General features: G+C 70.3%; 24 protein-coding genes. 9 read left to right on the forward strand and 15 right to left on the reverse strand.

Features of this window, described 5'->3' with window-relative positions:
• From ACFXHB_RS28270 to ACFXHB_RS28290, 5 genes are all read right to left on the reverse strand, one after another.
• The coding region (locus ACFXHB_RS28270) for a DUF2637 domain-containing protein (protein ID WP_380577480.1) at window positions 1-936 on the reverse strand (936 nt) is incomplete at its 3' end.
• Complete coding sequence (locus ACFXHB_RS28275; RefSeq protein ID WP_380577481.1) at window positions 933-1,463, reverse strand: WhiB family transcriptional regulator; 531 nt, start codon at window positions 1,461-1,463, stop codon at window positions 933-935. The genes ACFXHB_RS28275 and ACFXHB_RS28270, both read right to left, overlap by 4 nt.
• Before the next feature lie 93 nt (window positions 1,464-1,556).
• On the reverse strand, window positions 1,557-2,225 hold the full coding sequence (locus ACFXHB_RS28280; protein ID WP_380577482.1) for a DciA family protein: 669 nt from the start codon (window positions 2,223-2,225) through the stop codon (window positions 1,557-1,559).
• Window positions 2,222-3,592, reverse strand: coding sequence for a winged helix-turn-helix domain-containing protein (locus ACFXHB_RS28285; RefSeq protein ID WP_380577483.1), 1,371 nt, complete (start codon window positions 3,590-3,592; stop codon window positions 2,222-2,224). The genes ACFXHB_RS28280 and ACFXHB_RS28285 overlap by 4 nt, the downstream gene beginning before the upstream one ends.
• A 247-nt stretch (window positions 3,593-3,839) precedes the next feature.
• On the reverse strand, window positions 3,840-4,178 hold the full coding sequence (locus ACFXHB_RS28290) for a hypothetical protein (protein ID WP_380577484.1): 339 nt from the start codon (window positions 4,176-4,178) through the stop codon (window positions 3,840-3,842).
• A gap of 372 nt (window positions 4,179-4,550) precedes the next feature.
• Between ACFXHB_RS28290 and ACFXHB_RS28295 the strand changes: the two genes are divergently transcribed.
• The 4 genes from ACFXHB_RS28295 (at window position 4,551) to ACFXHB_RS28310 (ending at window position 8,347) form a co-directional block, all read left to right on the forward strand.
• Window positions 4,551-4,970, forward strand: a complete 420-nt coding sequence (locus tag ACFXHB_RS28295) for a hypothetical protein (RefSeq protein ID WP_380577485.1) — start codon at window positions 4,551-4,553, stop codon at window positions 4,968-4,970.
• Between the two features lie 395 nt (window positions 4,971-5,365).
• Window positions 5,366-5,893, forward strand: coding sequence for an ImmA/IrrE family metallo-endopeptidase (locus tag ACFXHB_RS28300; RefSeq protein WP_380577486.1), 528 nt, complete (start codon window positions 5,366-5,368; stop codon window positions 5,891-5,893).
• Window positions 5,894-5,911: 18 nt separating this feature from the next.
• A complete protein-coding gene (locus tag ACFXHB_RS28305) occupies window positions 5,912-7,156 on the forward strand; it encodes an MAB_1171c family putative transporter (protein WP_380577487.1) in 1,245 nt (414 codons plus the stop codon).
• A 9-nt stretch (window positions 7,157-7,165) separates the two neighbouring features.
• Window positions 7,166-8,347 (forward strand): cytochrome P450, encoded by a 1,182-nt coding sequence (locus ACFXHB_RS28310; RefSeq protein ID WP_380577488.1) that lies wholly within the window; start codon window positions 7,166-7,168, stop codon window positions 8,345-8,347.
• A 133-nt stretch (window positions 8,348-8,480) separates the two neighbouring features.
• On the opposite strand, the gene ACFXHB_RS28315 is transcribed toward ACFXHB_RS28310, so the two are convergent.
• Window positions 8,481-9,395 (reverse strand): hypothetical protein, encoded by a 915-nt coding sequence (locus ACFXHB_RS28315; protein WP_380577489.1) that lies wholly within the window; start codon window positions 9,393-9,395, stop codon window positions 8,481-8,483.
• Between the two features lie 326 nt (window positions 9,396-9,721).
• Here ACFXHB_RS28315 and lysS point away from each other — a divergent pair, with 326 nt between their 5' ends.
• Window positions 9,722-11,380, forward strand: a complete 1,659-nt coding sequence (gene lysS, locus ACFXHB_RS28320; RefSeq protein WP_380577490.1) for a lysine--tRNA ligase — start codon at window positions 9,722-9,724, stop codon at window positions 11,378-11,380.
• Between the two features lie 95 nt (window positions 11,381-11,475).
• On the opposite strand, the gene ACFXHB_RS28325 is transcribed toward lysS, so the two are convergent.
• The 7 genes from ACFXHB_RS28325 to ACFXHB_RS28355 are packed head-to-tail and all read right to left on the reverse strand — an operon-like array spanning window position 11,476 to window position 17,534.
• Window positions 11,476-12,015, reverse strand: coding sequence for an AAA family ATPase (locus tag ACFXHB_RS28325; protein ID WP_380577491.1), 540 nt, complete (start codon window positions 12,013-12,015; stop codon window positions 11,476-11,478).
• Between the two features lie 26 nt (window positions 12,016-12,041).
• Window positions 12,042-12,887 carry a class I SAM-dependent methyltransferase gene (locus ACFXHB_RS28330; RefSeq protein WP_380577492.1) on the reverse strand — a complete coding sequence of 282 codons (846 nt, stop codon included), beginning with the start codon at window positions 12,885-12,887 and terminating at the stop codon, window positions 12,042-12,044.
• Window positions 12,884-14,641: an amino acid--tRNA ligase-related protein gene (locus tag ACFXHB_RS28335; protein ID WP_380577494.1), complete on the reverse strand. Its 1,758-nt coding sequence runs from the start codon at window positions 14,639-14,641 to the stop codon at window positions 12,884-12,886. The genes ACFXHB_RS28330 and ACFXHB_RS28335 overlap by 4 nt, the downstream gene beginning before the upstream one ends.
• Window positions 14,638-15,291 (reverse strand): hypothetical protein, encoded by a 654-nt coding sequence (locus tag ACFXHB_RS28340; RefSeq protein ID WP_380577495.1) that lies wholly within the window; start codon window positions 15,289-15,291, stop codon window positions 14,638-14,640. The genes ACFXHB_RS28335 and ACFXHB_RS28340 overlap by 4 nt, the downstream gene beginning before the upstream one ends.
• On the reverse strand, window positions 15,284-15,823 hold the full coding sequence (gene dcd, locus ACFXHB_RS28345; RefSeq protein ID WP_380577496.1) for a dCTP deaminase: 540 nt from the start codon (window positions 15,821-15,823) through the stop codon (window positions 15,284-15,286). The genes ACFXHB_RS28340 and dcd overlap by 8 nt, the downstream gene beginning before the upstream one ends.
• Window positions 15,820-16,326 (reverse strand): deoxycytidine deaminase, encoded by a 507-nt coding sequence (locus ACFXHB_RS28350; protein WP_380577497.1) that lies wholly within the window; start codon window positions 16,324-16,326, stop codon window positions 15,820-15,822. Before ACFXHB_RS28350 ends, dcd begins: the two co-directional genes overlap by 4 nt.
• Window positions 16,323-17,534 carry a cytochrome P450 gene (locus ACFXHB_RS28355; protein WP_380577498.1) on the reverse strand — a complete coding sequence of 404 codons (1,212 nt, stop codon included), beginning with the start codon at window positions 17,532-17,534 and terminating at the stop codon, window positions 16,323-16,325. The genes ACFXHB_RS28350 and ACFXHB_RS28355 overlap by 4 nt, the downstream gene beginning before the upstream one ends.
• Before the next feature lie 310 nt (window positions 17,535-17,844).
• Here ACFXHB_RS28355 and ACFXHB_RS28360 point away from each other — a divergent pair, with 310 nt between their 5' ends.
• From ACFXHB_RS28360 to ACFXHB_RS28375, 4 genes are all read left to right on the forward strand, one after another.
• Window positions 17,845-18,702: a Scr1 family TA system antitoxin-like transcriptional regulator gene (locus ACFXHB_RS28360; protein ID WP_380577499.1), complete on the forward strand. Its 858-nt coding sequence runs from the start codon at window positions 17,845-17,847 to the stop codon at window positions 18,700-18,702.
• On the forward strand, window positions 18,699-18,989 hold the full coding sequence (locus ACFXHB_RS28365) for a DUF397 domain-containing protein (protein WP_380577500.1): 291 nt from the start codon (window positions 18,699-18,701) through the stop codon (window positions 18,987-18,989). Before ACFXHB_RS28360 ends, ACFXHB_RS28365 begins: the two co-directional genes overlap by 4 nt.
• A gap of 198 nt (window positions 18,990-19,187) precedes the next feature.
• A complete protein-coding gene (locus ACFXHB_RS28370) occupies window positions 19,188-20,474 on the forward strand; it encodes a hypothetical protein (RefSeq protein WP_380577501.1) in 1,287 nt (428 codons plus the stop codon).
• Window positions 20,475-20,490: 16 nt separating this feature from the next.
• On the forward strand, window positions 20,491-21,189 hold the full coding sequence (locus ACFXHB_RS28375; RefSeq protein WP_380577502.1) for a 2'-5' RNA ligase family protein: 699 nt from the start codon (window positions 20,491-20,493) through the stop codon (window positions 21,187-21,189).
• A 45-nt stretch (window positions 21,190-21,234) separates the two neighbouring features.
• Here the strand turns inward: ACFXHB_RS28375 and ACFXHB_RS28380 are convergent, their stop codons facing one another.
• Both ACFXHB_RS28380 and ACFXHB_RS28385 read right to left on the reverse strand, forming a co-directional pair.
• Window positions 21,235-22,224, reverse strand: a complete 990-nt coding sequence (locus tag ACFXHB_RS28380) for an aldo/keto reductase (protein WP_380577503.1) — start codon at window positions 22,222-22,224, stop codon at window positions 21,235-21,237.
• Window positions 22,221-22,697, reverse strand: a complete 477-nt coding sequence (locus ACFXHB_RS28385) for an ATP-binding protein (RefSeq protein ID WP_380577504.1) — start codon at window positions 22,695-22,697, stop codon at window positions 22,221-22,223. The genes ACFXHB_RS28380 and ACFXHB_RS28385 overlap by 4 nt, the downstream gene beginning before the upstream one ends.
• Window positions 22,698-22,727: the final 30 nt, after the last annotated feature.

A 22,727-nucleotide genomic window follows, 5' to 3' on the forward strand; every position in this document is an offset into this window, starting at 1 on the left:
GGACGGACCCGGACCGGACGGCACCGGACCGGACGAGCCCGGACCACCGACCGGACCAGACGGACCCGACTCCGGCACCGGACCGGACGGACCCGGACCGGACGGACCCGACCCCGACACCGGACCGGACGGACCCGGACCGGACGGCACCGGACCGGACGAGCCCGGACCACCGACCGGACCAGACGGACCCGACTCCGGCACCGGACCGGACGGACCCGACGCGAGCACCGGACCGGACAAACCCGAACCACCGACCGGACCAGACGGACCCGACCCCGGCACCGGACCGGACGGCACCGGACCGGACGGACCGCTGATCAGTCGGAGACGCGGTTGTTCGGCGAGGGCCGCCGAGTGATCGAGTTCCTGAGTTTCGGCGCGGGTGCGGCGGAAACGGGTAGACCACCAGGACCGGACCGTGGACGGCTCGCTCCGGTCAGTTCGAGCCGTCCGGTTCTTCTCGGTCTCCCCATCGGCCGCCTCGCTGACCTGCGCGGCAGAAGAGGTGTGCCGCGACATGACGATGTACAGGTGGGTGGCGCCGCCGAGCACCAGCGGGGCGATGGTGCTGAGCGCGCCGACAGCGGTGTTGGTCAGGTGGAATCCCTGGCCAGCCGCCGTCTCGTTCAGGCGCACGGCGTGGGTCCAGTTGGCCCAGACGCTGGTGGCCGTGGCTCCGCCGAACACCGACCAGGTGTAGGCGCGGGCCCGCAGCGGCGCCTCCTTCAGCACGACCAGCGCCCGCACGCCGTACGCGATGAACCCGTCGATCGCGACGGGGAAGAGGTAGCTCAATTCGGGGCGCACGTGCATGGCCATAGCCATCTGTTGCAAGGCGTCGTAGCTCAGGGTTCCGCCGACCGCGCCCATCACGCCGATCGCGGCCTTGTCCCATCGGGACATGCTGCTCGGTATGTTGCCGGTGTTGGTCATGCCGCCACCGCCGTGGCCTCCGGGCTGAACGCGGCGGCGATGCGCTGCTCGCGCCGGAGCAGGAAGGGCTGCGCGTCGAGCTGGGTGCGGGCCTCGCGTACTCGGGTGAGGGCGCGCTTGCGGCCGATGCCGAGAACCGGGGCCCAGATCCGCAGGTCGAGGTCGAGGATGGCGGCGACCGCGCAGACGGAGTGCTTCTCCTGCCGGGAGAGGTGGACCGGTCGGCCGTTGAGAGCGGCGACGACGCGGTCCTCCTCCCAGCGGCCGACGGTGCTCAGGCGGTGCAGCACGATCCGCTCGCTCTCGACGAGTCCGCCGCGGATCCCGTAGCGGTCGTTGCTCTCCAGTGCTTCGGTGAGGCACTCATCGCTGACGGGGCAGCTGCCGCACAGGGCCTTGGCGGCCCGGGTCTCCTCGGCCTGGTCGGGCAGGGGGTAGAAGGAGTCAGGGGCGCCGGTGCCGGCGCAGGCGGCGCGCTGCACCCAGGTGTGGTCGCGGCGGGTGGCGATCGAGGTGATGGTGGACACGGGGTTGGTTCTCCGGGTGGGTCCGCTGCGGGGGCGCGGCGGTTCGGGGGCGGGTCGGCGCGACCGGGGTCGGTCGCGCCGGCCTGTCGGTGGCTAGCGCGGGCGGGTGCCGGAGAGACGGGGCGCCGTCTCTCTGGCCAGCGTTCTGATCCGCCGGTCGACCGCCGGGCTCGTCCTGGAGTCCGTGGGTGCGCTCGGGCGGCTGGCCTGGAGCTGGGCCAGGGCCCGCAGGTAGCCGGGCGAGGCGTCCGCCCGGGTCTTGATCTTGGGTTCCGGCGCGGGTGCCTGGTTCCGGGCGGCCGGTCGGGCTTCCGCAGCGGCCTGGGCTCGGTGGGCACCCAGCACTCGGATGCTGCGCAGGATCGTTTCTCCGTTGGCCTGGTTGAGCGTTGCGACGAGCGCCGGCGCGAGGGTGCGGACGTGCGTCGCGTACGCCGGGGACTCGGCACGGACGTCGAGGCGGCCTGCCTGGTGGTCGAAGCTCACCGCGGTGACGTGGTTGGCGAGTTCACCGACGGCGGCCGGCCACAGGTCGAGCAGCCCGCCGCCGGCCAGCGGCTCATGCCAGGCGTGCTGGACCATCAGGTCGGACAGGGCCGCGCCGAGGCCCACCGGGTCGACCCGGCCGCGCCGGGGCCCGGCCGTCCACCCGGTGGTCCGGGTCTTCACCATGCTGTCGGAGCGCTTGGCGGCGTCGGCGCGGGCTCGGCGGAGGGCGAGCCGGGCGAGGTCGATCCCGGTGGCGGGCTGGTGGTCGTTCATCGTGCTGCTCCTGTTCGGAGGTGGCTGGAGGTGGCGCGGAGGCGGAGAACGCGCGAGACGAGGTCGTGCCCGTAGATCTGCTCCGCCTGCTCCCGGCCGGCGATGGCCAGGGCGGAGGTGACCAGGGCGGGTCTGCCGCTGAGGTACTGGCGCCACGCCGCGGTGCGGGCCTCTCGGTGTTCCTCGCTGGTGGGCTGCTCGTCGAAGACGGCCAGCGGCGGGCGGCCGGTCTCCCCTGCTCTCGCCCAGGCGTGCCGGAAGAGGCTCCGGACCGCGGTGCTGCGCGGCGCCTGCCAGGTGCCGGCCCACTCGGCGTGCCGGTCCCGAGTCGCCTGCGGCGAGTCGCGCCACCAGGCCACGATCGCGTCGCGCTTGGCCTCGGTGTCGTAGAGCAGCTCGGCTCCGGCCAGGCGGGCGGTGAGGAAACCCACCGGCCGGTGGATCCGGGTGGCCGGGGTCCGCTGGGCGAGCACGGCGATGACCTGGTGGGCGGTCCACCCGGCGTCGGCGAGGTGGCGCACGGCCCAGGCGACCCGGGGCACCGGGCTGCCGCTGAGCCAGGTGACCTGCTGGACGAGTTCGAGGCCGAGCTGGTAGCGGCGACCGACCTGATTCAGCCGCCGACGGCCCTTCCGTTCCCCCTGGTGCTGCTGGTCGTTCCCGTTCCCGAAGTCGTCCTCAGAGGGATTGTTGGTAGGTGCTGCAGGAGAAGAAGTGACAGCACCGACCCCCATTGGGGTGCAACGGGAGGAAGCCGACGAGGGACGGCTGCCGGCCTTCTTGGCGCTGCGCCGCTTGACCCTGCGGACCGTGCGGCTGGCCTTCTTGCCCAGCTGGGCAAGGGCGCGACGGCCCTCGTCGGTGCCGACGCCCACGACCTTGCGGATGTAGCTCTCAGACTCGGCGGTCCGCAGGCCGAGGGCCTCGTCGAACCGCACGGGGATGGTGCGGACGAACTCGCTGGCCCTGCCACCCACCTGGCGCACACGGCTGCCCTTGGCGGTGTAGCTGAGCAGGCCGCACTCGCGGAGGATGGACAGGTGGTACTGCACGGTGCGCTCAGAGAGCTTGAGCATCCGCACGAGGTAGCCGACGCCGGGTCTGCACGGGGTGAGCTGGGCGAGGAGCTGGGCGATACGGAGCGTGGTTCGGCCGAACTGCGGACCGTGGGAGCGGGCCGGGGTGTGGGCCTGGGAGTCGGACACCCAGTGGACGGCCTGCAACCAGGTGTAGGTGTCCGGCGCGATCCGGCCGGTGGTGGTGGATATCCACTGGGCGGGGTCGGGGACGAGCAGGCCGGGGCCGCCTGTCGCCGTCCCCTGGTTCTGCGCTTCGGCGGCGCAGGCGGGCAGGGGGGAACTGGGCACGGGAGTCCTGGATTCGCTGGGCACGGCGGCCAGCACCCTGGGGGCTGTCGGGGTGCGGCGGCGGGTGCGGTGAACACGGTGCGCGGCGGAAGAGCTTCGACGGCGCGTCACCGGTCGGGAGAGCAGTGCCTCGCTCGGGGCGCGGCAGCACGGCCTCGCCCCGTCGATCGGGGCAGGGCTGGTCACCCGACGTCGTAGAGGCTCTGCCTCTTGGTCGGGGTGATCGGGCCTTCGGGGTGTTCCCGGGTCAGGCCGCGATCGGGGTGGCGACAGCGGCCACGGCGGTCAGGCGTCCGGTGGTGAGGTCCAGCTCGTGGGCGTTGCGGGTGTCGAGGCCGGGGAAGCACTGGACGATCCAGCGGGCAGCGGCCTGCCGGTAGGCGAGCGGCTGGGGCACGGCCTGGCCCTGGGCGTCGAACACGCCCGCAGTGCGGGGGTAGCCGCCCGATCCGGGGTCCAGGCGCACGACGGCGGCGCCCGGGTTAAGGAGGCCGGCGAGGATCTCGACGAAGGAGGCCGAGGCGGTGGCGATCTCGGTGCTGGCCGGTCGCAACGGCGACCCGGCTGTACCCGTGTAGGTGGACATGGGAGACTCCTGGGCAGGTGGAGCAGATCGGCCGCGTGGTGGAACAGGCTGGCCGGCTGCTTCGGACGTGATCCGCGCCCTCGGCGGGTGGGCATCCGGGAGCTGCAATCTCCTGAACGCCCGCCGAGGACGGCCCGTGGACGCGGCCCGCGCAGCGATCTGCTGCCCGTTCCCGTCTCCGCCGTTCACCGTGCCGCAGGGGCCGAACACACCCCCTGACCAGGCAATCGACAGTTAACTGTCCGTCGGGTGCGATCAACGTACACCAAAAAGTCGCCCTTGAGGACAGTTAACTGTCGATCGAAATGTGCATCCGGGCACCATCGGGCACTAAAGTGTCCGCGTGGGACGATCTGACACGAGGGAGCACCGATGACCGAGGCCGCGAGAGAGGGCGTGGCGCGGATCGCCGCGACCTTCAACTATCTGCTGGACCACCGCCACCCCCAGGGGCGGGGGCCCTATTCGATCCCCGAGATCGCGACCGGCACGGGCGTCAGCGAGAGCACGCTCAAGGGGATGAAGGCCGGCGGGAACGACAACCCCAAGATCAACACTCTCGTCGCCGTCGCAAAGTTCTTCGACGCGCCGCCGGACATCTGGGTGAGCTCGAAGCCGCTCGACGAGGTGCTGGCCGACCGCGACCTCCACAACGCGATGCGGGACGCCGGCATCGAGTCGATTGCGCTGCGCAGCAAGGATCTCAACCCGGCGAACCGTAAGCTCGTCGCCGACATGATCACGGTGGCGCGAAGGTCCCAGGGGCTAGACGCGGAGTCCGAGTCAAACTGAGCCTCCGGCCGCCATCGAGGCACTTTATTTTTGAACAATATCTATGCGCATAGACTCGGGCTCGAGTCTGTGCGCATTTTGCTGCCCCGAACAACCCGCTCGCAGCCCAGATCCCGAAATGCGGTCAGCAGGGCGCAGATTCGACAACTGAGACGCAGATCACGAGATCGCCTGCCGCGAGTACGGCGACTCACTTTCGGTGATGAACTAACACTCAGTCACCTTTCCAACCCCCGGAATCAGCAGCTTTCCCAGAGGTTGCTTGATGCACATCGCACACGTTCCGTAGCGACATGAAACGAAATCCGGCATCCGCACCTCGCGGCGGGCGACAACGATCTTCGCGGTTACGCATACGATCCTCCTCGTCACAACGGCGATCCAGTCCGCGAGCCATGATCACGGACTGCTTCCTTGATCATTTCAGGAGGGGGATTGTGTATGCAGCCTGCCAGGACCGGCTCGGTGAGCTGCTGTCACTGCTGCCTCACCGCTTCGGCGAAGAGGAGCTCATCCAGGCGGTCTCCACGTTGATCGGCCGACCCATCCACGTCGAGCCGAGAGACATGAAGGGCAACTTCTGCGGCCTCCGGGAACGCTATTCGGACCGCGAGGTCATCTCCTTCGAGAGAAATGCATCACCGCTCCACCGAAGCCAAATCATCGCCCATGAACTCGGCCATATCCTCTGCGGCCACGAAGGGTCGGTTCGGCTTGCCGATATTCCACCCGACGAGGAATTGGCTGAAATGATCGACTGGTCAGTTCTCGGCATCTCCGCCCGAACGTCCTACGAGACGGCGGAGGAGGAAGAGGCCGAGCTGACCGCCACCCTCATCATCCAGCGCATGTACCGCGGGACTGTCCTCCCCGCTTCGAGTCCCAGCGGCGCCAACGAGCGTTGGGACGCGCTCTTTGCTTGACCTCAAGGAATTACACCCATGATCAGCGTCATTTTCGGCGGCATGCCTGTGCTGCTGCTCGCAGCCTCGCTCTACTGGGCGTTCAGGCGCCGTCCGGGCCAGCGCCCCGCCGGCACCCTGTGCCTGTCCTCGCTCCTCGGGTGCTTCGCCGTGGCCTTCAGTGCGTACCAACCGACGATCCGGGCAGTGGAAGATGCGTTGGCACTGGACTTCTCCCGATTGGTGAGCAACTCCGCGACCCTCTCCGCGGCCGCCAGCGTCTCCGCCGTACTCATCTACCTCAACCATGATCCAGCCGACGCTCGGCGCCGGGTCCACCAGCGGCTCCGGCTACTGGCCCTGGCCGTCGTCACCATGGCCATCGCCTTCGTGCTCACCCCTCGCACCATGGTGTGGAGCTCCGTCGAAATTCGAGGCGGGCTCAACGCCGTGCCCACTTCCCTGCACGTCTATTCCGCGGCGTACATCGCCTACCTCGGATACGCCGTCTACGACTGCCTCACCCAGACGTGGACTCGCTCCAGGGCTGCGACCCGAACCAGCCAGCGTCTCGGCCTGCGCATTACGGCCTTGGGCTGCCTCTTCGCCCTCGTCTACGCCGCCTACAAGACCGTCAACACCGCTGGTGCCCTTTTCGGCTGGAACGTCATTCCTGGCGGCCCCCGGTGCACGGGCATGTTCACCCCGGTGTCGTGCGCCTTCAGTGTCACCGCGCCGGCTGTCAGCGTCCTGCTCATCACGATCGGCCTTACCCTCCCGGCCGTGCTGTGGCCAGTGACGCAGCTTCTCCGTCGCCGTTGGGAGCGGAAGACGGCGGACGACCTGCTCCCTCTGTGGCGCGATCTGACCGAGGTCTCCCCCAGCGTGGTCCTGAAGACGATCGGTGGGTCCGCTGAATCCGACCTTCTCCTGCACCGCAGGGTCGTCGAGGTCTGCGACGGCATCCTCGACCTGGACGCCTACCGGTCCCGCGCGATCGAGCGGCTGGCCGCCGAGGCCGTCGCACGCCGCGGGCAGAGCGGCACCGAAACCGGCGCCGCAATCGTCGAGGCGGCCATCGTCGCCGCAGCGATCGAGGCAGCCCGCGCCGCCGCTCGGCCCCATGACGACCCGGCGCCGCAAGCGACCGGCGAGTCCGCTCGCGCGGGAGACCTTCGAGCCGAGGCGCTGTGGCTACGCTCGGTCTCCCAGCAGTACGCGACCAATGACATCGTCCGCACCGCCGTAGCTGCCCAGCGGCAGACGGCGCTTGAAACGGCATAGGGATCGACAATGGCTTCCTCCCCCTTCGCCGACCCGGCGTTCTACGCCGACCGCTACCCCGCCTACGCCGCCCTGCGCACGGCTTCTCCCGTCCTGCAAGTGTCGTTGGACGGTGCCACCACCGCGACCGTCGTCACCGGCTACGACGAGGCTCGTCAGGCATTCACTGCCCCGCTGTCGAAGGACACCGGCGCGTACTTCGCCGACAAGCCATCCGGCCGGTCTCTGCACCCAGCCGTGGCACGCACGATGCTCGCAGCCGATCCGCCAGAGCACACCCGGCTCCGGCGGCTGGTGACGAAGGCGCTCACTCCGGCGCGGATCGACGGACTACGCCCCTACATCCGTTCCCTCGCCGAGCAGTTGGTCGGGATGTGGGAGTCGGGAAGCGAGGTCGACCTCGTCGAGGAGCTGGCCGGCCCGCTGCCGGTCACCGTGATCTGCCAGCTCCTCGGCGTGCCGAAGACCGACCGGGACTCGATCCGCTCCTGGTCGACCGACCTGTTCGCCACCGGTGACCACGCCCGCATCGACGGGGCCTCCCACGCCCTGGCCGGCTACATGGCCGAGCTGATCGAGGCCAAGCGCACCCACCCGGACCACTCACTGCTCTCCGACCTGATCACGGTCCACGACCAGGACGAAGACCGGCTGAGCGAGGACGAGCTGCTCTCGCTCGCCGTGCTGCTGCTGGTCGCCGGCCACGAGACCACCACCGCGGCGATCGGCACCTCCGTGCTGGCCCTGCTCCAGCACCCCGCCGAGCTGGCACATCTACGCACGAGCCCGCACTGCGTCGCCGGCGCCGTCGACGAGCTGCTGCGGTACGACTCCCCAGTCAGCATCGCCACGTGGCGATGGGCACCCGAGGAAGTGGAACTCGCCGGGACCACCGTGCCCGGCGGCAGCCCGGTCTTCATCTGCCCAGGCGCGGCCAACCGCGATCCGGCGAAGTTCCCCGACCCCGACCGGCTCGACCTCGGCCGCGCGAACGCCGCCAGCCACCTCGCCTTCGGCCACGGCATCCACCGCTGCCTCGGCGCCCCGCTGGCCAGCGCGGAGGTCGAGATCGTGCTCTCCGTCCTCTTGGCACACTCCCCCGGCCTTCGGCTGGCCGTCCCGGCCGACCAGCTCGTCTGGCGGCAGTCCCGGCTGGTCCGGGGCCTCGTCACCCTGCCGGTGCACGTCTAGGGTGCCCGCATGTGCGGGGGCAGGGAATCCCCCTCGCCCCCGCACACAGGCCACACCGGGCCCACACGGGGCCGCAAGCGTTCGCCCAGGTCAGCACGGTCCACCGGTCCGCTCACGCGCCCGACGGCGGGGCCTACGCGGCCTCGGCCGTCCCGGTGGCCATCGCGGCCCGGACCTTGGCCAGCCCCCTGGCCGTCACCCGTGCCCGCGCCTCGTCCGGACCGCCCTGGCGGCGAGTCCCCGCGCACGCCGGGCACAGGCCCGGCTCCGGCAGCGGATCCCGGCACTCCGCGCACTCCGCAGGTCGTCGGCGCGGAGACGGCGGCCCGTCCAGGCGCTGCGACGGCGGCATCTTGCGCTCCAGACGGCTCTGCACCACCCTGGCCGGCGAGTAGATCACGCCGGGCAGACCAGCCAGCAGCGCCTCACGCAGCCCCTCCTCCGAGCCACCACGGTCCAGCCACGCCCGCACCAGCGGAGCGAGCGCCACCGCCTCGGCCTCCCCGAGCGGCAGTCTGCGCTCGGGCCGGACCGCCCGCAGGAGGACCACAGCCGCCGCCCGGGTGTGCTCGTCGGCCTCCTCCCCGCCGTTGGCGGTTGTGCGGGAGTCGGGTTCGTCCTCCCGCCCTCCCTGCTCCTCCTCAGCCAGCGATCCGCGCGGCTCCTCCGCCTGCAGCTCCTTGGCGACTGGGAGGGAGGGGTCTTTCACCAGGTTCTTTCCAAGAAGGGCGTCAGGATCACCGCACTCCGGCTCACCGGACGCCGGCATGTCGGCACCCGGCAGCATCGGCCGCTGCGGCACGTCGAAAAGATGGGCCTCCGAGCGGAGTCGACCGTTCGACAGCCTCACCACGTCCACCCGGTAGTACCCCCACGCCCGAAGCTCGTCGAGCGCGTCCTCAACCGACTTCCGGCCCTGCGGGCTGGAGTCCGCCATCTGCCGACAGGTCTCCCGCCACTCCTCCGGCCGCGAGATCAGGTCGACGAACAGACCCTTCGCCGTGTACGAGATCGCGCGGTTCTGCGCCAGAGCGTTCGGGATGATCACGAAGCGGGACGGGTGCGGGCTGCGGTGGACGCGCAGGGGGACCTCCTCGTTCCTCGGCCAGGCCTGCCCCGACCGGAGGGACGACGGACCATAGCCGCGAACCGTCCGCAAGTGAAGCTAACTCCGAGCGACCTTGATCACACTGCGCGGATGGTAGCGCTTCACCCTCCCTCTGGCTGTTGCCCAGGGCATGTCCGCCGGTGTCGTGTGGCTGCGGTCGTGGGGAGACCTGCTGGCAGTAACGCACTGTCGCGTTGTGGTTCGGATCAGCTGATTTCGGCTCTAATCTATGACCACCTGAATTCCCATCAGCCGGAGGACTTGACATGGGCGTGAAGCAACAGAGCGATTGGGTGGTCGCCGCTGCGGACCAAGTGATCGCCGAGGGCAAACGCCGTGGCGGAGCTCCACTGGTGTGCGCATCCGGAATTAGTCCGTCCGGGCCGGTGCACTTGGGAAATCTTCGCGAGATCATGGTTCCGCACTTCGTGGCGGACGAGATTCGGCGACGGGGGCTGGAGTGTAGGCACCTGCTGTCCTGGGACGACTACGACCGGCTCCGAAAGGTGCCGGCCGGCGTCCCGGCCAGCTTCGCCGAGCACATCGGACGACCCCTGACCGTGGTACCCGACCCCTGCGGCGAACACGACAGCTGGGCGGAACACTTCAAGGCCCCACTCCGTTCGGCCCTCGCCCAACTCGGCGTCGAGGTCGACGAGATCAGCCAGACGCAGATGTACAAATCCGGGGCCTACCGCGAGCAGGTCGTGCACGCGATGCGTCACCGGCAGCAGATCGACGACGTCCTCGGGCGGTACCGGACGAAGAAGACCGACGTGGAGGTGGAGCAGGACGAGGAGGACGTGGCTGCCGGCGGCACCGGGGGCTACTACCCGTACCGGCCGTACTGCGAGATCTGCGGCCGGGACTCCACAACGGTCACCAGCTTCGACGACGCCAGTACGGCCATGGAATATCGGTGCGAGTGCGGCCACGGAGGCGGATTCGCGCTGGCCGAGACCGATGGCGGAAAGCTGGTCTGGAAGGTGGACTGGCCGATGCGCTGGGCCTTCGAGGGTGTGACCTTCGAGGCCGGCGGTGTCGACCACTCCTCTCCCGGGTCGTCCTTCACGGTCGGGTCGCAGGTGGTGCGCGAGGTCTTCGACGGGCTTCCCCCGTCCTACCTCGGGTACAGCTTCGTCGGGATCAGTGGCATGGCCAAGATGAGCAGTTCGAAGGGTGGCGTGCCCACCCCGATCGACATCTTGGAGGTGCTGGAGCCTGCGGTGCTTCGCTGGCTCTACAACCGGCGTCAGCCGCGGCAGTCGTTCCAGATCGCGCTGGACGCGGAGATCCTGCGGGTCTACGACGAGTGGGACGCGCTCGGCCGCAAGGTGGCCTCGGGTACGGCAACGGACCTTGAGGCGGCGGTGCGGGCCCGTTCGGTGGGCCCGGCGTCCGGTCCGCTTCCGACCACGCCCCGCCCGCTGCCTTTCCGTACGCTGGCCTCGGTGGCGGACGTCGCGGCCGGCGACCCGGAGCAGACTCTTCGTATCCTGCGGGACTTCACCGTCGAGGAGCCGCTGGCGGGCCTGGACGAGGCCCGGCCCCGGCTGGACCGCGCGCAGGCGTGGGTCAGTACCTACGTCCCGGCCGAGGACCGGACCCAGGTGCGCACGGAGCCGGACCGGGAGCGGCTGGAGCAGCTGCCGGCGGCGAAGCGGGAAGCGCTGAAACTGCTGCTGGACGGCTTGGACGGGCACTGGTCGCTCGATGGGCTGACGTCGCTGGTGTACGGGGTGCCGAAGGTCCAGGCTGGTCTTCCGCTGGATGCTCCGGCGTCGCCGGAGCTGAAGGTGGCGCAGCGGGAGCTTTTCGTGCTGCTGTACGAGCTGCTGGTGGGGCGGGACACCGGTCCGCGGCTGCCCACCCTGCTGCTGGCGCTCGGGGCGGAGCGGATCCGGTCGCTGCTGACCGTCGCGTAGTGCGGGAGGCCGGGGCCGTGGTCGCCGGTCTTCTCGCACAGGCGGCCGTCGGCCGGGCCGGAGCGTGTTGCTCCGGCCCGGCCGTCGGCGTCGGGTCAGGCTGCGGGTCGGAGTCCGGTGCGGGTGAGGATCTCGTCGGCGACCTCGGCGGCCGGGCGGTGTGCGGTGTCGATGTGCTCGGCGAAGGCCGGTTGTCGCAGGGCTTCGAGGCAGCGTTCGACCTGGTTGCCCTCCCAGCTGAGCGGGCCCCACTTGTCCGGGCCTTCGCCGCGCTCGCGCAGGCGGGCGCGGATGACGGTGGGCGGGGCGAGCAGGGTGAAGTGGTGCACGTGGTGGCCTGCCTCGTGCAGGGGGCGGACGATCTTGTCGAAGACGGTGTGGCGGGCGATGGTCATCGGGACGATGACCGGGCGGTCGTAGGCCCGGGCGGCCTGGTCGAGCATGCAGTGGGTGAGGGGTGGCCAGAGCGGTTCCAGCTCGAACTCCTCGGTGCGCAGGGCCTCGGGGAGCTGGGCCCAGAGCATGTGGCCGATGGCTTCGGGGTTGATGACCAGGGCCTGGGGCAGCTGTTCAGCGAGCAGGGCGGTAGTGGTGCTCTTGCCGACACCGAAGGGGCCGTTGACGAAGACGAACACGGTCGGGGCCTTTCTCCGGCGGGCGGTCAGAAGAGTTCGACGTAGCGGTTCGGGTAGGCGCGGGCGTCGTAGCGCAGGACCAGCACGGTGTAGCGCTGGTGGGCGCGCAGGGTGTTGGTGGCGTGCTTGATCTCGCGGAGGCGTTCGGTCATGGCGGCGCGGACGGCGGGGTCGGTGTTGCCGCTCTGCTCGCACGCGCGGTCGATGGTGGAGCGGCAGTAGTGCTCGATGGCGTCGGCGGGTTCGGGGGTGAGGGTGTGGTCGGCCTGGTGGAGGACGTCGAGTCCGGCGAACAGGGCGAGGGCCTGGTCGCGGGTCTCCATGGGGCTGGTGATGCCGAAGACCTCGCGGCGGACGGCTGCGGCGTGGTCGGGGAGGGGCTCGGGGGACCAGAACGGGGCGGCGAGGACGTATCCGCCGTCGTCGAGGAAGCCGAGCAGTCGCGTCGCCATGGCGGGCGGGTCGGGGAAGAAGCCGAGGGCGGCTCCGACGGCGATGTGGCTGAAGGTGTGTTCGGGCCGGTAGGTGGTGCCGTCGGCCTGGTGGTAGGTGAGGCGGAGGGTGGGGTCGAGGAGGCGGTGGTTGTAGCGGGCGAGGGCGACCGAGTCGTGGCTGAGGTCGAACCCGGTGGCGGTGCAGCCGGTGAGGCGGGCGAGTTCGCGGCTCGTGAAGCCGGTGGTGCACGCGGCGTCGAGGAGGTGGTGCTGGGGGCCGAGGCGGGAGTGCAGGGCCCAGGTGTTCAGCGTGGCGTGGGCGCCGGGCATAACGTTGGTCTGGTTGGTCATGGCGACGAAGTCGGGGTAGCTGGCGGCCCGGACGGCGTCGGCGGACCGGGGCGCCGTAGGCAGGGGCCATGTGGTCGTGATGGTCATGGGGTCCTTTCGGTGGTACGGGCGGGGGTGCGGCGCTGGGCCGGTACGGGGGCGGGGTGCAGGCCGGCCAGGCGGGTGACGCTCATGCCGAAGCCGACGCACGGGGGTAGTGCGCTGTCGTACAGGTCGATGACCTGCTGGTAGGTGCGGTGGGCGAGGTGGCGGTCGGCCGTGAACTGGGTGGCGAAGGCGGCGGCCATCCGGTGGGGGTCACGTTCGTTGGCGGCGATCTCGGCGAGTTCGAGGCCGTCGGCGTAGAGCCAGGTGCGGTGGGCCTGGCGGCCGGCGCCGGCGATCAGGGGGGAGGCGGGGCCGGGGATGTGGGTGATCGCGGTCAGGCCGCGCAGGTGCTGCCGGACGCTGTGGCGCCACAGGCGCCGGGCGAGGCGGTCGGGGTCGTCGGTGTGCTCGGCGGTGTACGGGGTGCGCTCTGCGGCGAGGGCCCGGACGGCGGTGGTGTCGGCGGGGTGGATTCCGGTGATCTCGGCGAAGGCGTCGTCGAAGGTGCGGCGGGCCAGCGGCGCGGTGATGCCCGTGGTGGCGGTGACGAGGTCGGCGAGGTAGACGGTGGCCTGGTTGAGGGTGAGGTCGGCGGCGTACGCCTCCAGCATCACGAACTCGGCTGCGGACCGGCCGCGTTGTCCCTCGTTGCGGAAGCTCGGGCCGATCTCGTAGCAGCGGGTGGTGCCGGCCGCGATGACGGCGAGCAGGTCGAGTTCGGTGGTGACGCGCAGGTACTGGCGGCGTCCGGCGGCGTGCGCCCAGGTGGTGAACGGCCGTGCTGCACCGCCGAAGAATCCGTCGGTGAGGACGGGGCTCATGGTTTCGCGGAAGTCGGCTGCGGCGAGGTGCGCGCGGAGCGGGCCGAGGAGCGCAGTGAGGGGGGCGGCGCCCGGTAACGGTGGTGGGGCACCGGGCTCGTGGCGCTCTAGGTGGCGGACGAACAGGGTCGGGCGGCCTGTGCGGCTGGTGGAGCAGGTGCCTCTGGCGGCGACGAGGTCGCCGGCGTGCAGGGCGGCGGCGGGGTCGAAGGCGAGCTGGGCGCTGTGGCGGTCCCAGGTGAGGTCGGCGAAGACGACGTGGCTGTGCGCGCGGACCGCGGTGATGCGCCCGGACAGGGTGAGGACTTGGTCGGGAGCCGGCCAGAGGTCCCAGTCGGCGAGCGGGAGCGGCTCCGGGGGGTGTTCACGGGTTCGGGTTCGGCTATGGGGGGTCGGGGCGAGCGGGTCGTCGGGGGCGGTGAGGGTCAGCAGCAGGGTGACCGGGTCGTCGGTTCGGGGGTCGAGGAGCCAGGCGGTGCGGCGGATCAGGTCGCGGTGGAGGTGTTCGTCGGTGTCGGGGAGCAGGTGCAGGAGGTGGAGGACCGCGGCGGCGCGCAGGGCGGTCAGGCGGCAGGGGATGGTGGCGGTGAGCGCGTGGGCGGTGGCGGCCAGGCGGGCGGGGTCGGCGGGGCCGTGGGGCCAGGGCGGTCGGCCGGGCCCGGCGGCGGTGGCGAGGGTGTGGTGGAGGATGTCCCGTTCGCGTGGGCCCCGGGCGGGCGGGTCGGCGTGGAGGGTGACGGCGGGGTGGGGGCCGTGAGCGAGAAGGCGGGCGATGCCGGCCAGGAGTTCGTCGGTGCCGTCGGCGGGGTGGGTGGTGAACAGCACGGCGGCGGCGCTGAGCAGTTCGGTGGGCGCGTCCCACGTCGTGGGTGCGGTGGAGCCGTGCGTGGCGGCGATGGCGTCGGCCAGGGTGGCGAGGCTGGTGGTGGTCATGTCCTCTCCGGTTCGGTCGGGCGGGGGCGCCACCAGGTGACGGGCGGTTCACCGGGGCCGAGTGCGGCGACGAACTTGGCTGCCTCGGTCGTCCCTTGGGCGAGCTCGGAGTCGTAGGGGGTGCCGGCGGCGTGGTGGGCGTCGCGGATGCGCTCCCGGACGGCGGGCGCGATGACTGTGCCCTTGGGGGTGGCGTGCCGGTCGAAGGTGTGGACGGGCTGGAGGAGGAGGAAGGTGGAGGCCGAGCCTCGAGTGGAGCGTGGGGAGGTGTCGGGATAGCAGGGGGCGAAGACGACGAGGAACCAGCGGATGCCGGCCAGCCGCAGCCACCAGCCGTCGGCACCCGCGAGCGCGAGTTCGGCGGCCGGGTCGGCGCCGGTCGCGGCCAGCAGGCCGGTGACGGTCTTCCGGACGGTGGTGGCGACGGCGTCGAGGGTGGCGCCGAGGCCGGGGTCGGTGAGTTGGAGGACCAGGCCGTCGAGTTCCTCGTCCTCGACACGGCGCGCGAAGTCGACCAGGACGGGCCCGGCGGCCAGGCCGGCCTCGAACGGCTCGGTCCCCGGGTAGGCGGGAGCGGCCTCGGTGCGGGCCCGGGCGGCGAACGGGCAGGCGGATCCGCGGCGGATGGGCTCGAAGCCGTTGTCAGCCACGGGCGGCCACCGCCCAGGCGTCGAGGTGGCTCCGCGAGGGCACCGGGCCGTCCGCGCCCTGGTACTTCCCGGCGTACAGCTGGTCGATCTCCCCGAACGTTTGCCAGAAGCTGACCTGCGCCACGGGCATGCCGGGGTACAGGAGCGTCGGGAGCGTGGCGTACAGCTGGAGGGTGGAGCGGCCGTAGAAGCCGAGGTCGATGAGGTCGGCGGTGCAGTGGGCGAACGTCCCGCGGCGGGCGAACCCGGACTTGGCGTGCACGATGGGCACGAGCGCGTCGCTGCCGAAGCGTTCGACGGTGTGGCCCAGGACGAAGTCGCCGCGCTCCAGGCGGTACCCGGTCGACGGGATCTCGCGGTACTCGACCTCGGGCTCGTGCCTCGGGTCCAGGACCTCGTCGAGGTAGACGCCGACCAGGCTGCCCATCGTCAGGTCGTAGCTGTTGGTGGTGCACCGGGCCGGGTCGAACGGGTCGATCCTGATGCGGCCCTGTTCGACTTCCCGGGCGATCTGGGGTCCGGTGAGGATCACGACGGCGCTCCGATCATCGGCGGCTGGGACTCGCAGGCGTGGTTGAAGAGGGCGTAGGTCGCCGGAGTGGGTTGGATGATCCCGGTGTTGTGCCAGAAGGAGACCTGGCCCGCGACCATGCCCGGGTAGATCCGCATTGGTAGGGCCGCGACGATCTCCAGCGTCCAGCGGTGACAGGACGTGGTGTGGCCCAGGTCGGCCGACAGCTGGAGAAACAGTCCGCGGCGGCCGTTGCTGCTGCATCCGATCAGCCGCATCGCGAACAGGCTGCTGCCGATCACCTCCTCGGTGTGCCCGAGGTACATGCGATGCGGCTCCAGCTCGAACCCGTCCTCCGGCAGCTCGACGCCCGTCCAGGTGCCGGCAGCATCGTCGTAGATCTTGAGCTCCCGGCCCAGGTGGTAGTTGATGCTGTTCGGGTTGACGCCGGCCCGGTCGTACGGGGAGAAGACGATCTCACCCCGGCCGATGAACCGCCGGATCGCCTCGCCGGTAAGGATCACCGGTCCGCCTCCCGCTCGACGCGCATCGGCAGGAAGGTGGCGGAGCGGATCACCTGCGAGGGTTTCCAGACCGCTCCGTCCTCCGCATGGAGCCGGCAACCCCACCGAGCGACGGCACGCAGCACTGCGGCGGCCTCCATGCGGGCCAGCGCGGCACCGAAACAGGCGTGCGGGCCGTAGCCGAAGGCGACGTGCGGGTTCCGCCGACCGGGACGGAACTCCCGCGGGTCCTCGAACACCTCCGGGTCACGGTTCGCGGACGCCTGGAGCAGGACCAGGCGACGGCCCGCCGCCACCGGGATGCCGAGAACCTCGCAGTCCTCCGCAGCCGTACGGGCGGTAATGAGCGCCGGGCCGTCCAGGCGCAGGACCTCCTCGACGAAGCCTCCGACGGACTCCGCCGACCCGGCTGCCGCCCGGGCCTCCCCCGGGTGACCGGCGATCGCCCGGAGGACCGCGCCGATCAGACCGGTCGTTGTCTCGTGGCCGCCGATCAGCAGAGCGATCAGGTTGGAGACGGCTTCTTCGAGCGTGAGGCGTTCACCCTGCTCCTCCACCTCCACCAAGGCCGAGACGATGTCGGCGGACGCATGGCTGCGGCGTCGCTCGACGAGCCCACTGAAGTAGTCCCACAGGCCCGCCCATGCGCCGGCGAGCCGCTTCTCCTGGCCGTCGGTGAGGGTCGGCTCAGTCAGCAGGATGACGTCGTCGGACCAGCCCTTGACGAGCTCCCGATCGCCTTCCGGAATGCCGAGCAATGCGCAGATCGTGTGGACCGGCAGGGGCTCCGCGACGCTGCGCACCACGTCACCTCCGCCGGCCATCACGAACCGCGAGACCAACGCATCTGCCATCACCGCAATCTGCGGTTCCAAGGCGGCGATGCGGCGCGGAGCGAACGCGCGCGCCAACAGGCCCCTCAACCGCGAGTGCTGCGGCGCATCCGCGTAGAGCACCCAGGACATCACCGGCTCCAGCGCCGGACGCAGGTCCGGGTTGATCTCGTCCAGCAGGCCGGCAGCGGTCGGCGCGCAGACGAACTCCGGATGCCTGAGTAGGTGGCGCACCTCCCGGTAGCGGGTGAAGACGAGCCGTCCGCTGCCGAGCTCCGGACAGTCGATGGCCCGAGGGCCGTCGCCCAGCGCCGCGAGCGCGGCCTCCCGCTCCGGACCAGCAGTAAGTGCCGCCAAGACGGTTGTCTGATCCATGTGTACTCCCGTCCGCCCGGAAGTCCGCGAAGAGCCGCCCCGGCCGCGTCGTTGAACCGACGTCGTAGCACCAGGGTCGAGCCCGCGAGCAACAACCAGGCTGTGGTGTAACGAGGTTCGATGGGCCGAAGGGGGGCGCCTCTCCGCGTAGGCTGGCGCGCGGCCCCGTTTCCGACCGTGAACCGATGATGACGCTACGTCAGACCAAGGGCAAGAGGGTCGGAAAGGAAACCCTGTCCTTTTCGCCGAACCGGCATATGCGAGCAGCTGTCCAAGCGCTAGCCTTTCCTAAAGAAGGGGAGGTGCTGCAGTGCCCGTCGAGCCGACACCCAGGCGACGCCGTCTCGCCAGCGAGGTCCGGCTTGCCCGCAAGCGCCTCGGCTGGAGTGTTGAACAAGCCGCCGTCGAACTCGGATACGGATCCGCGTCCACCATCTCGAAGATCGAGAACGGCACTCAGGGGATCAAGCCGCAACAACTCCCGCACTTCTTCGCGGTTCTTGGGATCACCGATCCTGCGGTGCAGGAAGCTTGGCGCGACATGGTCCGGAACGCCCGCGATCAGGACTGGCACCAGCGCTACCCCGGTGTCGCCGACGATCCACTCGGCGACTACCTCGCCAATCTGGAGATCGCATCCAGCCTGTTCATCTGGTCCCCCGTGGCCGTCCACGGCCTGCTCCAGTGCGACGCCTACGAGTTGGCTGTGATCGTCGCCGGCCGTGCTTGGAAGGGCGACGAGGATATCGAGCGCTTCATCACGGTACGGCGCAACAGTCGGCACGCCGCTCTCTCCCGCAGGACCCCGCTTCGGATCCGGGCGGTCCTCACCGAAGCCCAACTTCGCCAGGAGGTCGGCGGCCGGGCCACAGCCGGCGCCCAGGCACTGCACCTCATCGAGCTGGCCCAGACGTACAGGAACGTCGCCATCCAGGTGATCCCGCTCTCGCGCGGCGCGCATGCCGGCTGCGACGGCCCGTTCATGGCGTGGACGTTCCCGACCGGACACGACTCCGTCACCATCGAAGGCATGAAGACCGCCCTCCACCTCAACGACCCTGACACCGTCACCGACTACCACACCACCAGCGATCACCTGAAGACGGACGCATTGCCGCCGAAGGAATCGCTCGAACTCCTCGCTCAAATCGCCAAGGACTTCTCGTGACCCACGATCTCGCGCGCCACCGCCCTGTTCCTGCTTCCGACGACATCGTCACAGCAGAAGAGAAGAACTCCCTTGATCCGGCTTGGGTCAAGGACCAACTCGAACGCGCGACGTGGCTGACGGCAAGTACCGGCGGGAGTAACTGCCTCCGGGTCGCGTTTCTTGACCGCGGGCTCGTCAGCACCGGTGACTCGCTGAACCCTGACCAAGATCCCCTTCTCTTCGCAGCAGGCGAGTGGGACGACTTCCTGGCAGGCGCCAAGGCAGGACGGTTCGATCGTCCCTGACCACGGCGCAGGCTGCATCACCCAGCGCCGGGGCGGCGAGCATGTCAGTGCTCCAGCCTGCGGCTATGCGTCCGAGCGTGCTCTTCCCAAGTCCGGTCGCTCAACGGGCCTCGGACTGGTTCCCAGCAGTAACAACGCGTACAGGCTGGACCGCTGCTCGCCGCCTGCGGGCCGGCCGTTCAGCGGGGAGGTGTCCAAGTGCTGCGTATCGCCCAGCTCTGCCAGCAACACGGTTGGACAAGGTACCTGACGTTCGACATCGAACTGAGTAGAGCCCGGAAGCTCGCTGCGCAGAAGGACGACAACCGGGACCTGCTGTTCGTGACGGTGTCGCGTCGGACCTTCTACCGGTGGATGGGTGAAGGCGACCGGCATGAGCCGAGGCCGGAGACCGTGCGCGTCCTGATGTACATGTTCGACATGCTCGATGAGCCGCCGATGGCCCTGTTCGAAGAGGTGGAGCCCGTTGCGCTTGGCTCGGCTGCGAGCCCCTTCGATGCGAGTGCCCTGCTGGGCACCGGAGCGGCGCCTGCACCCGTGGATCCGGCACTTCTGGCCCTCGCCGCGGGCCAGATCACCGAGATCGTCGAACACTACGAGATGCTCGGGCCCCAGCAGTTGACGCGTGAGGCGCTGCTTCTACGGTCCATGCTCCAGTTGCTCCTCGGCGGACGCCAGACGCTGCGCCAGCGAGAGCGCACGATGCAGCTGCGCGGGCAGGTCTCGGCCCTGCTCGGGTACATGTCGGTCAACTGCGGTCAGCCGCGATCCGCCGAGGGCTACCTCGCCGAAGCCATGTCCGTGGCGGTGGAGATCGAGGACACCGCGCTGCAGATGTGGGTGCTCGGCACGCAGTCGTTCAGCCTCTACTACCAGCAGGACTACAGGAAGGCGGACGAGGCGGCGCGGATGGCGGTCGAGCTGGACCCGACCAGCCCGCTGGCGATTCGCCCGCTCGTCAACGGGCGGGCCCGCGCACTTGCCCGCCTCGGGGTGAAGCGCGAGGCCGAGTACGTGATCGGCGCCGCCCTCGCCCTCACGGGACGCGCGGACGACCTGCCGGAAGGTGTGAGTTCCTGCATCTCACTGGGCGCGTACTCCCCGGCCCGCACGCTCGCGAACGCGATCACGGCACACCTGTCCCTCGGCGACACGTCGAAGGTGTTCACCCTCGCCAAGGAGATCGAGCCGATGGTCTCCTCCTCCGAGTCGGTCTGGACGCGGGCCCTGGTGGGCCTCGACCTCGCGACCGCGCACCTCCAGGGCAACCGCCCCGACGTCGAGCAGGCCATGGCGCTGGGCACCACCGCGATCGAAGCCGGCGGGATGCCCCCGATTCGTTCGGTCCACCAGCGGGGCGGCGAACTGCTGCGGCAGGCTGGTGCCTGGCGCGGCGAAGCCGGGGTACGGGAGTATGCGGAGCGGCTGCGTTCCTGGGAGGCGAGTCCTCTCGCGGCCCCGCTCGTGGCGAGCGCGACGACCTAGCAAGGAGTTCTGGCACGTGCTTTTGACCGACAGCCGGGCGTTCCCGGCCGAGCCTCCCGCCGACCTGGACAGCCCGGAAGCGATCACCGCCCACGACCAGTCGGTGTTCGACGCGACCGAGACCATGAAGAATCACTGGGACCGGGCGGGCTGGAGCTCGGAGCGGCGCGCGCTGTACTGGTTCCTGACCTTCCCGGACGACTCGGCTCTGATCGGAGCGGCCCGCGCGTGCCAGGACGGGCTCGACGGGCTCGGCCTGGACCTGGTCCCGGCGGACGGTCTGCACGTGACCCTGGCACGGATTGGCGAATCCGCAGACACCTCCCCGGAGCTGCTGGCGGAGCTGGTTCGGCGGGTCGGGCAGCACGGGTTGAAGCGCTTCGAGATCGCGGCGCATCCGCTGGCCGGCTCCCAGGGGGCGGTCCGTTTCACTCTGGCGCCATGGCGGCCTCTGGTGGAACTTCACGCTGCGCTGGCCGTCTGCGGGCGAGAGGCCGGGCTGCCAGGCGGCCGTCGGACCTCTTCGTTCCGGCCGCACCTGAGCATCGCCTACAACCCGTCGGTCCGGCCGGCTCAACCGGTCATCGACCAGGTCTCCCGGCTCCGGGAGATCCCGCCCGTCCCGTTGGAGATCACCGGGGTGGACCTCGTGGAGCTGCGCCGGGAGACCCGTGAGTACCGGTGGGAGGTTCTCCACCGCCTCGAACTCCAGTAACCGGCGCATCGACACGGCTTCGCACGCCGATCGAGGTTCCACCGGTCACTGGATCCGGGCAAGGTCCAGGGTGTGGTGCAGTTCTGCGCGTACCGAGGCATAGACGCTGCCGGCGAGTTCGACGTCGGACTCGTCGAACGCGTACAGGTTGGCGAAGTTCTGGACGATGTGCCGGCGGGTGCCGAAGCCGGCGACCACGACCGCGTTCGGGCTCTGCTCGATGCAGTATCTCAAGGCGATTGCCGCCTCCCCGCCCGGAAGGCGCGAGACGTGCTCGCGCAGCGGCCGTAGTCCTTGGCGGAGGGCGGCCCACGCCGAGGCAGGCAGGTCAGGCATCGGCGCGATGGGTCCGCGGGTGTCCGCGAGAGTGCCTCCGGCCAGGGGAGCACAAAGAAGGAGCCCGACCTTCCGCTGCCGGGCGAAGGTGAAGACGTCCTGCCCCTGCACGGGGACGAGCTGCTGCAGGGGATTGAAGCGGGTCAGGACGACGTCCGGTTGGACGACCTCGAAGACGCGGGCGAACCGTTGCGTCTGGTCCGCCCCGGCGGTCCGGCTCGGGTGGGGGCCGCGCAGGCCCACCGCACCGATGACCCCCAGGCGTCGGAACGCCGCCAAGGCTTCGGCCGCTTCGTGGAGGTAGCGGTCCTCCGGCCCGAAGTCGAGACTCGGCAGGACGTAGAGCGCGACGTGGTCGTCCTGGAGGTTGTCCAGGGTCTGCTCCAGCTGGTGACGCACGTGGGGCGACGCGTACGGGTGCGGCGCGGTTCCGGCATTCTGGATCTTCGTGACGATCTGGAGTCCGGCGCCTCGGTGTTCGTCGATCAGCTGACCGAGAATCCGCTCGGCGTGGCCCTGGCCGTAGGTGTCCCCTGTGACGAATAGCGTCGCGCCGGCCTCTACGGCGGTGCGGAGCGCGCCGAGCGTCTCGCGGTCCTGCCACAGGCCACCGCTGCCGGTCGAGCGGCATCCTACGCCGAGCGGGTGGGCGTTGATCGTCCTGCTCAGGTGGCGGGCAACGGGGCTGGACAAGGTCACCGAGCCACGTCCTTCTCCGGGCCGAACAGCGCGGTGACGACCGTGCCTGCAGGGACCGGGTCGACGCACCACGCGGTCGTGCAGTGGTCCACCAGGGCCAGCCCGCGCCCACCCTCGCTCAGCTGGTCGGTGGAGTCCGAGCGGGTCGGGTCGTGAAGGGCGGATGCCCGGCGGGCGATGGTGTCCGCCCCCCTCCCTGCATCCCTCACCGAGATGGTGACCCCGCCCGGGTACCAGCGGACGGTCAGTTCCTCCGCGCCGCCTGCATGGTTGATCGCGTTGGCCACGACCTCGGTGGCGACCAGAGCGGCATCGTCGAGCTGCGAAGCGGAAACCCATCCGGAGACGACCTGCTTCACCACGGCCCTGGCCTGGGCGCACGCCGATACGCGTGTGGTCAGTGGGGTCCGGCGCTCGCCGATGACATCACCGAGTCGGAACTGTCCAAGCGTGGTGGAGGTGGTGAAGCCCACCGGCGCCTCCCTGCAACGTGGCCCTCGGAT

The organism is Kitasatospora sp. NPDC059327 (genome assembly GCF_042752535.1).
In the GTDB taxonomy this organism is placed as follows: Bacteria; Actinomycetota; Actinomycetes; order Streptomycetales; family Streptomycetaceae; genus Kitasatospora.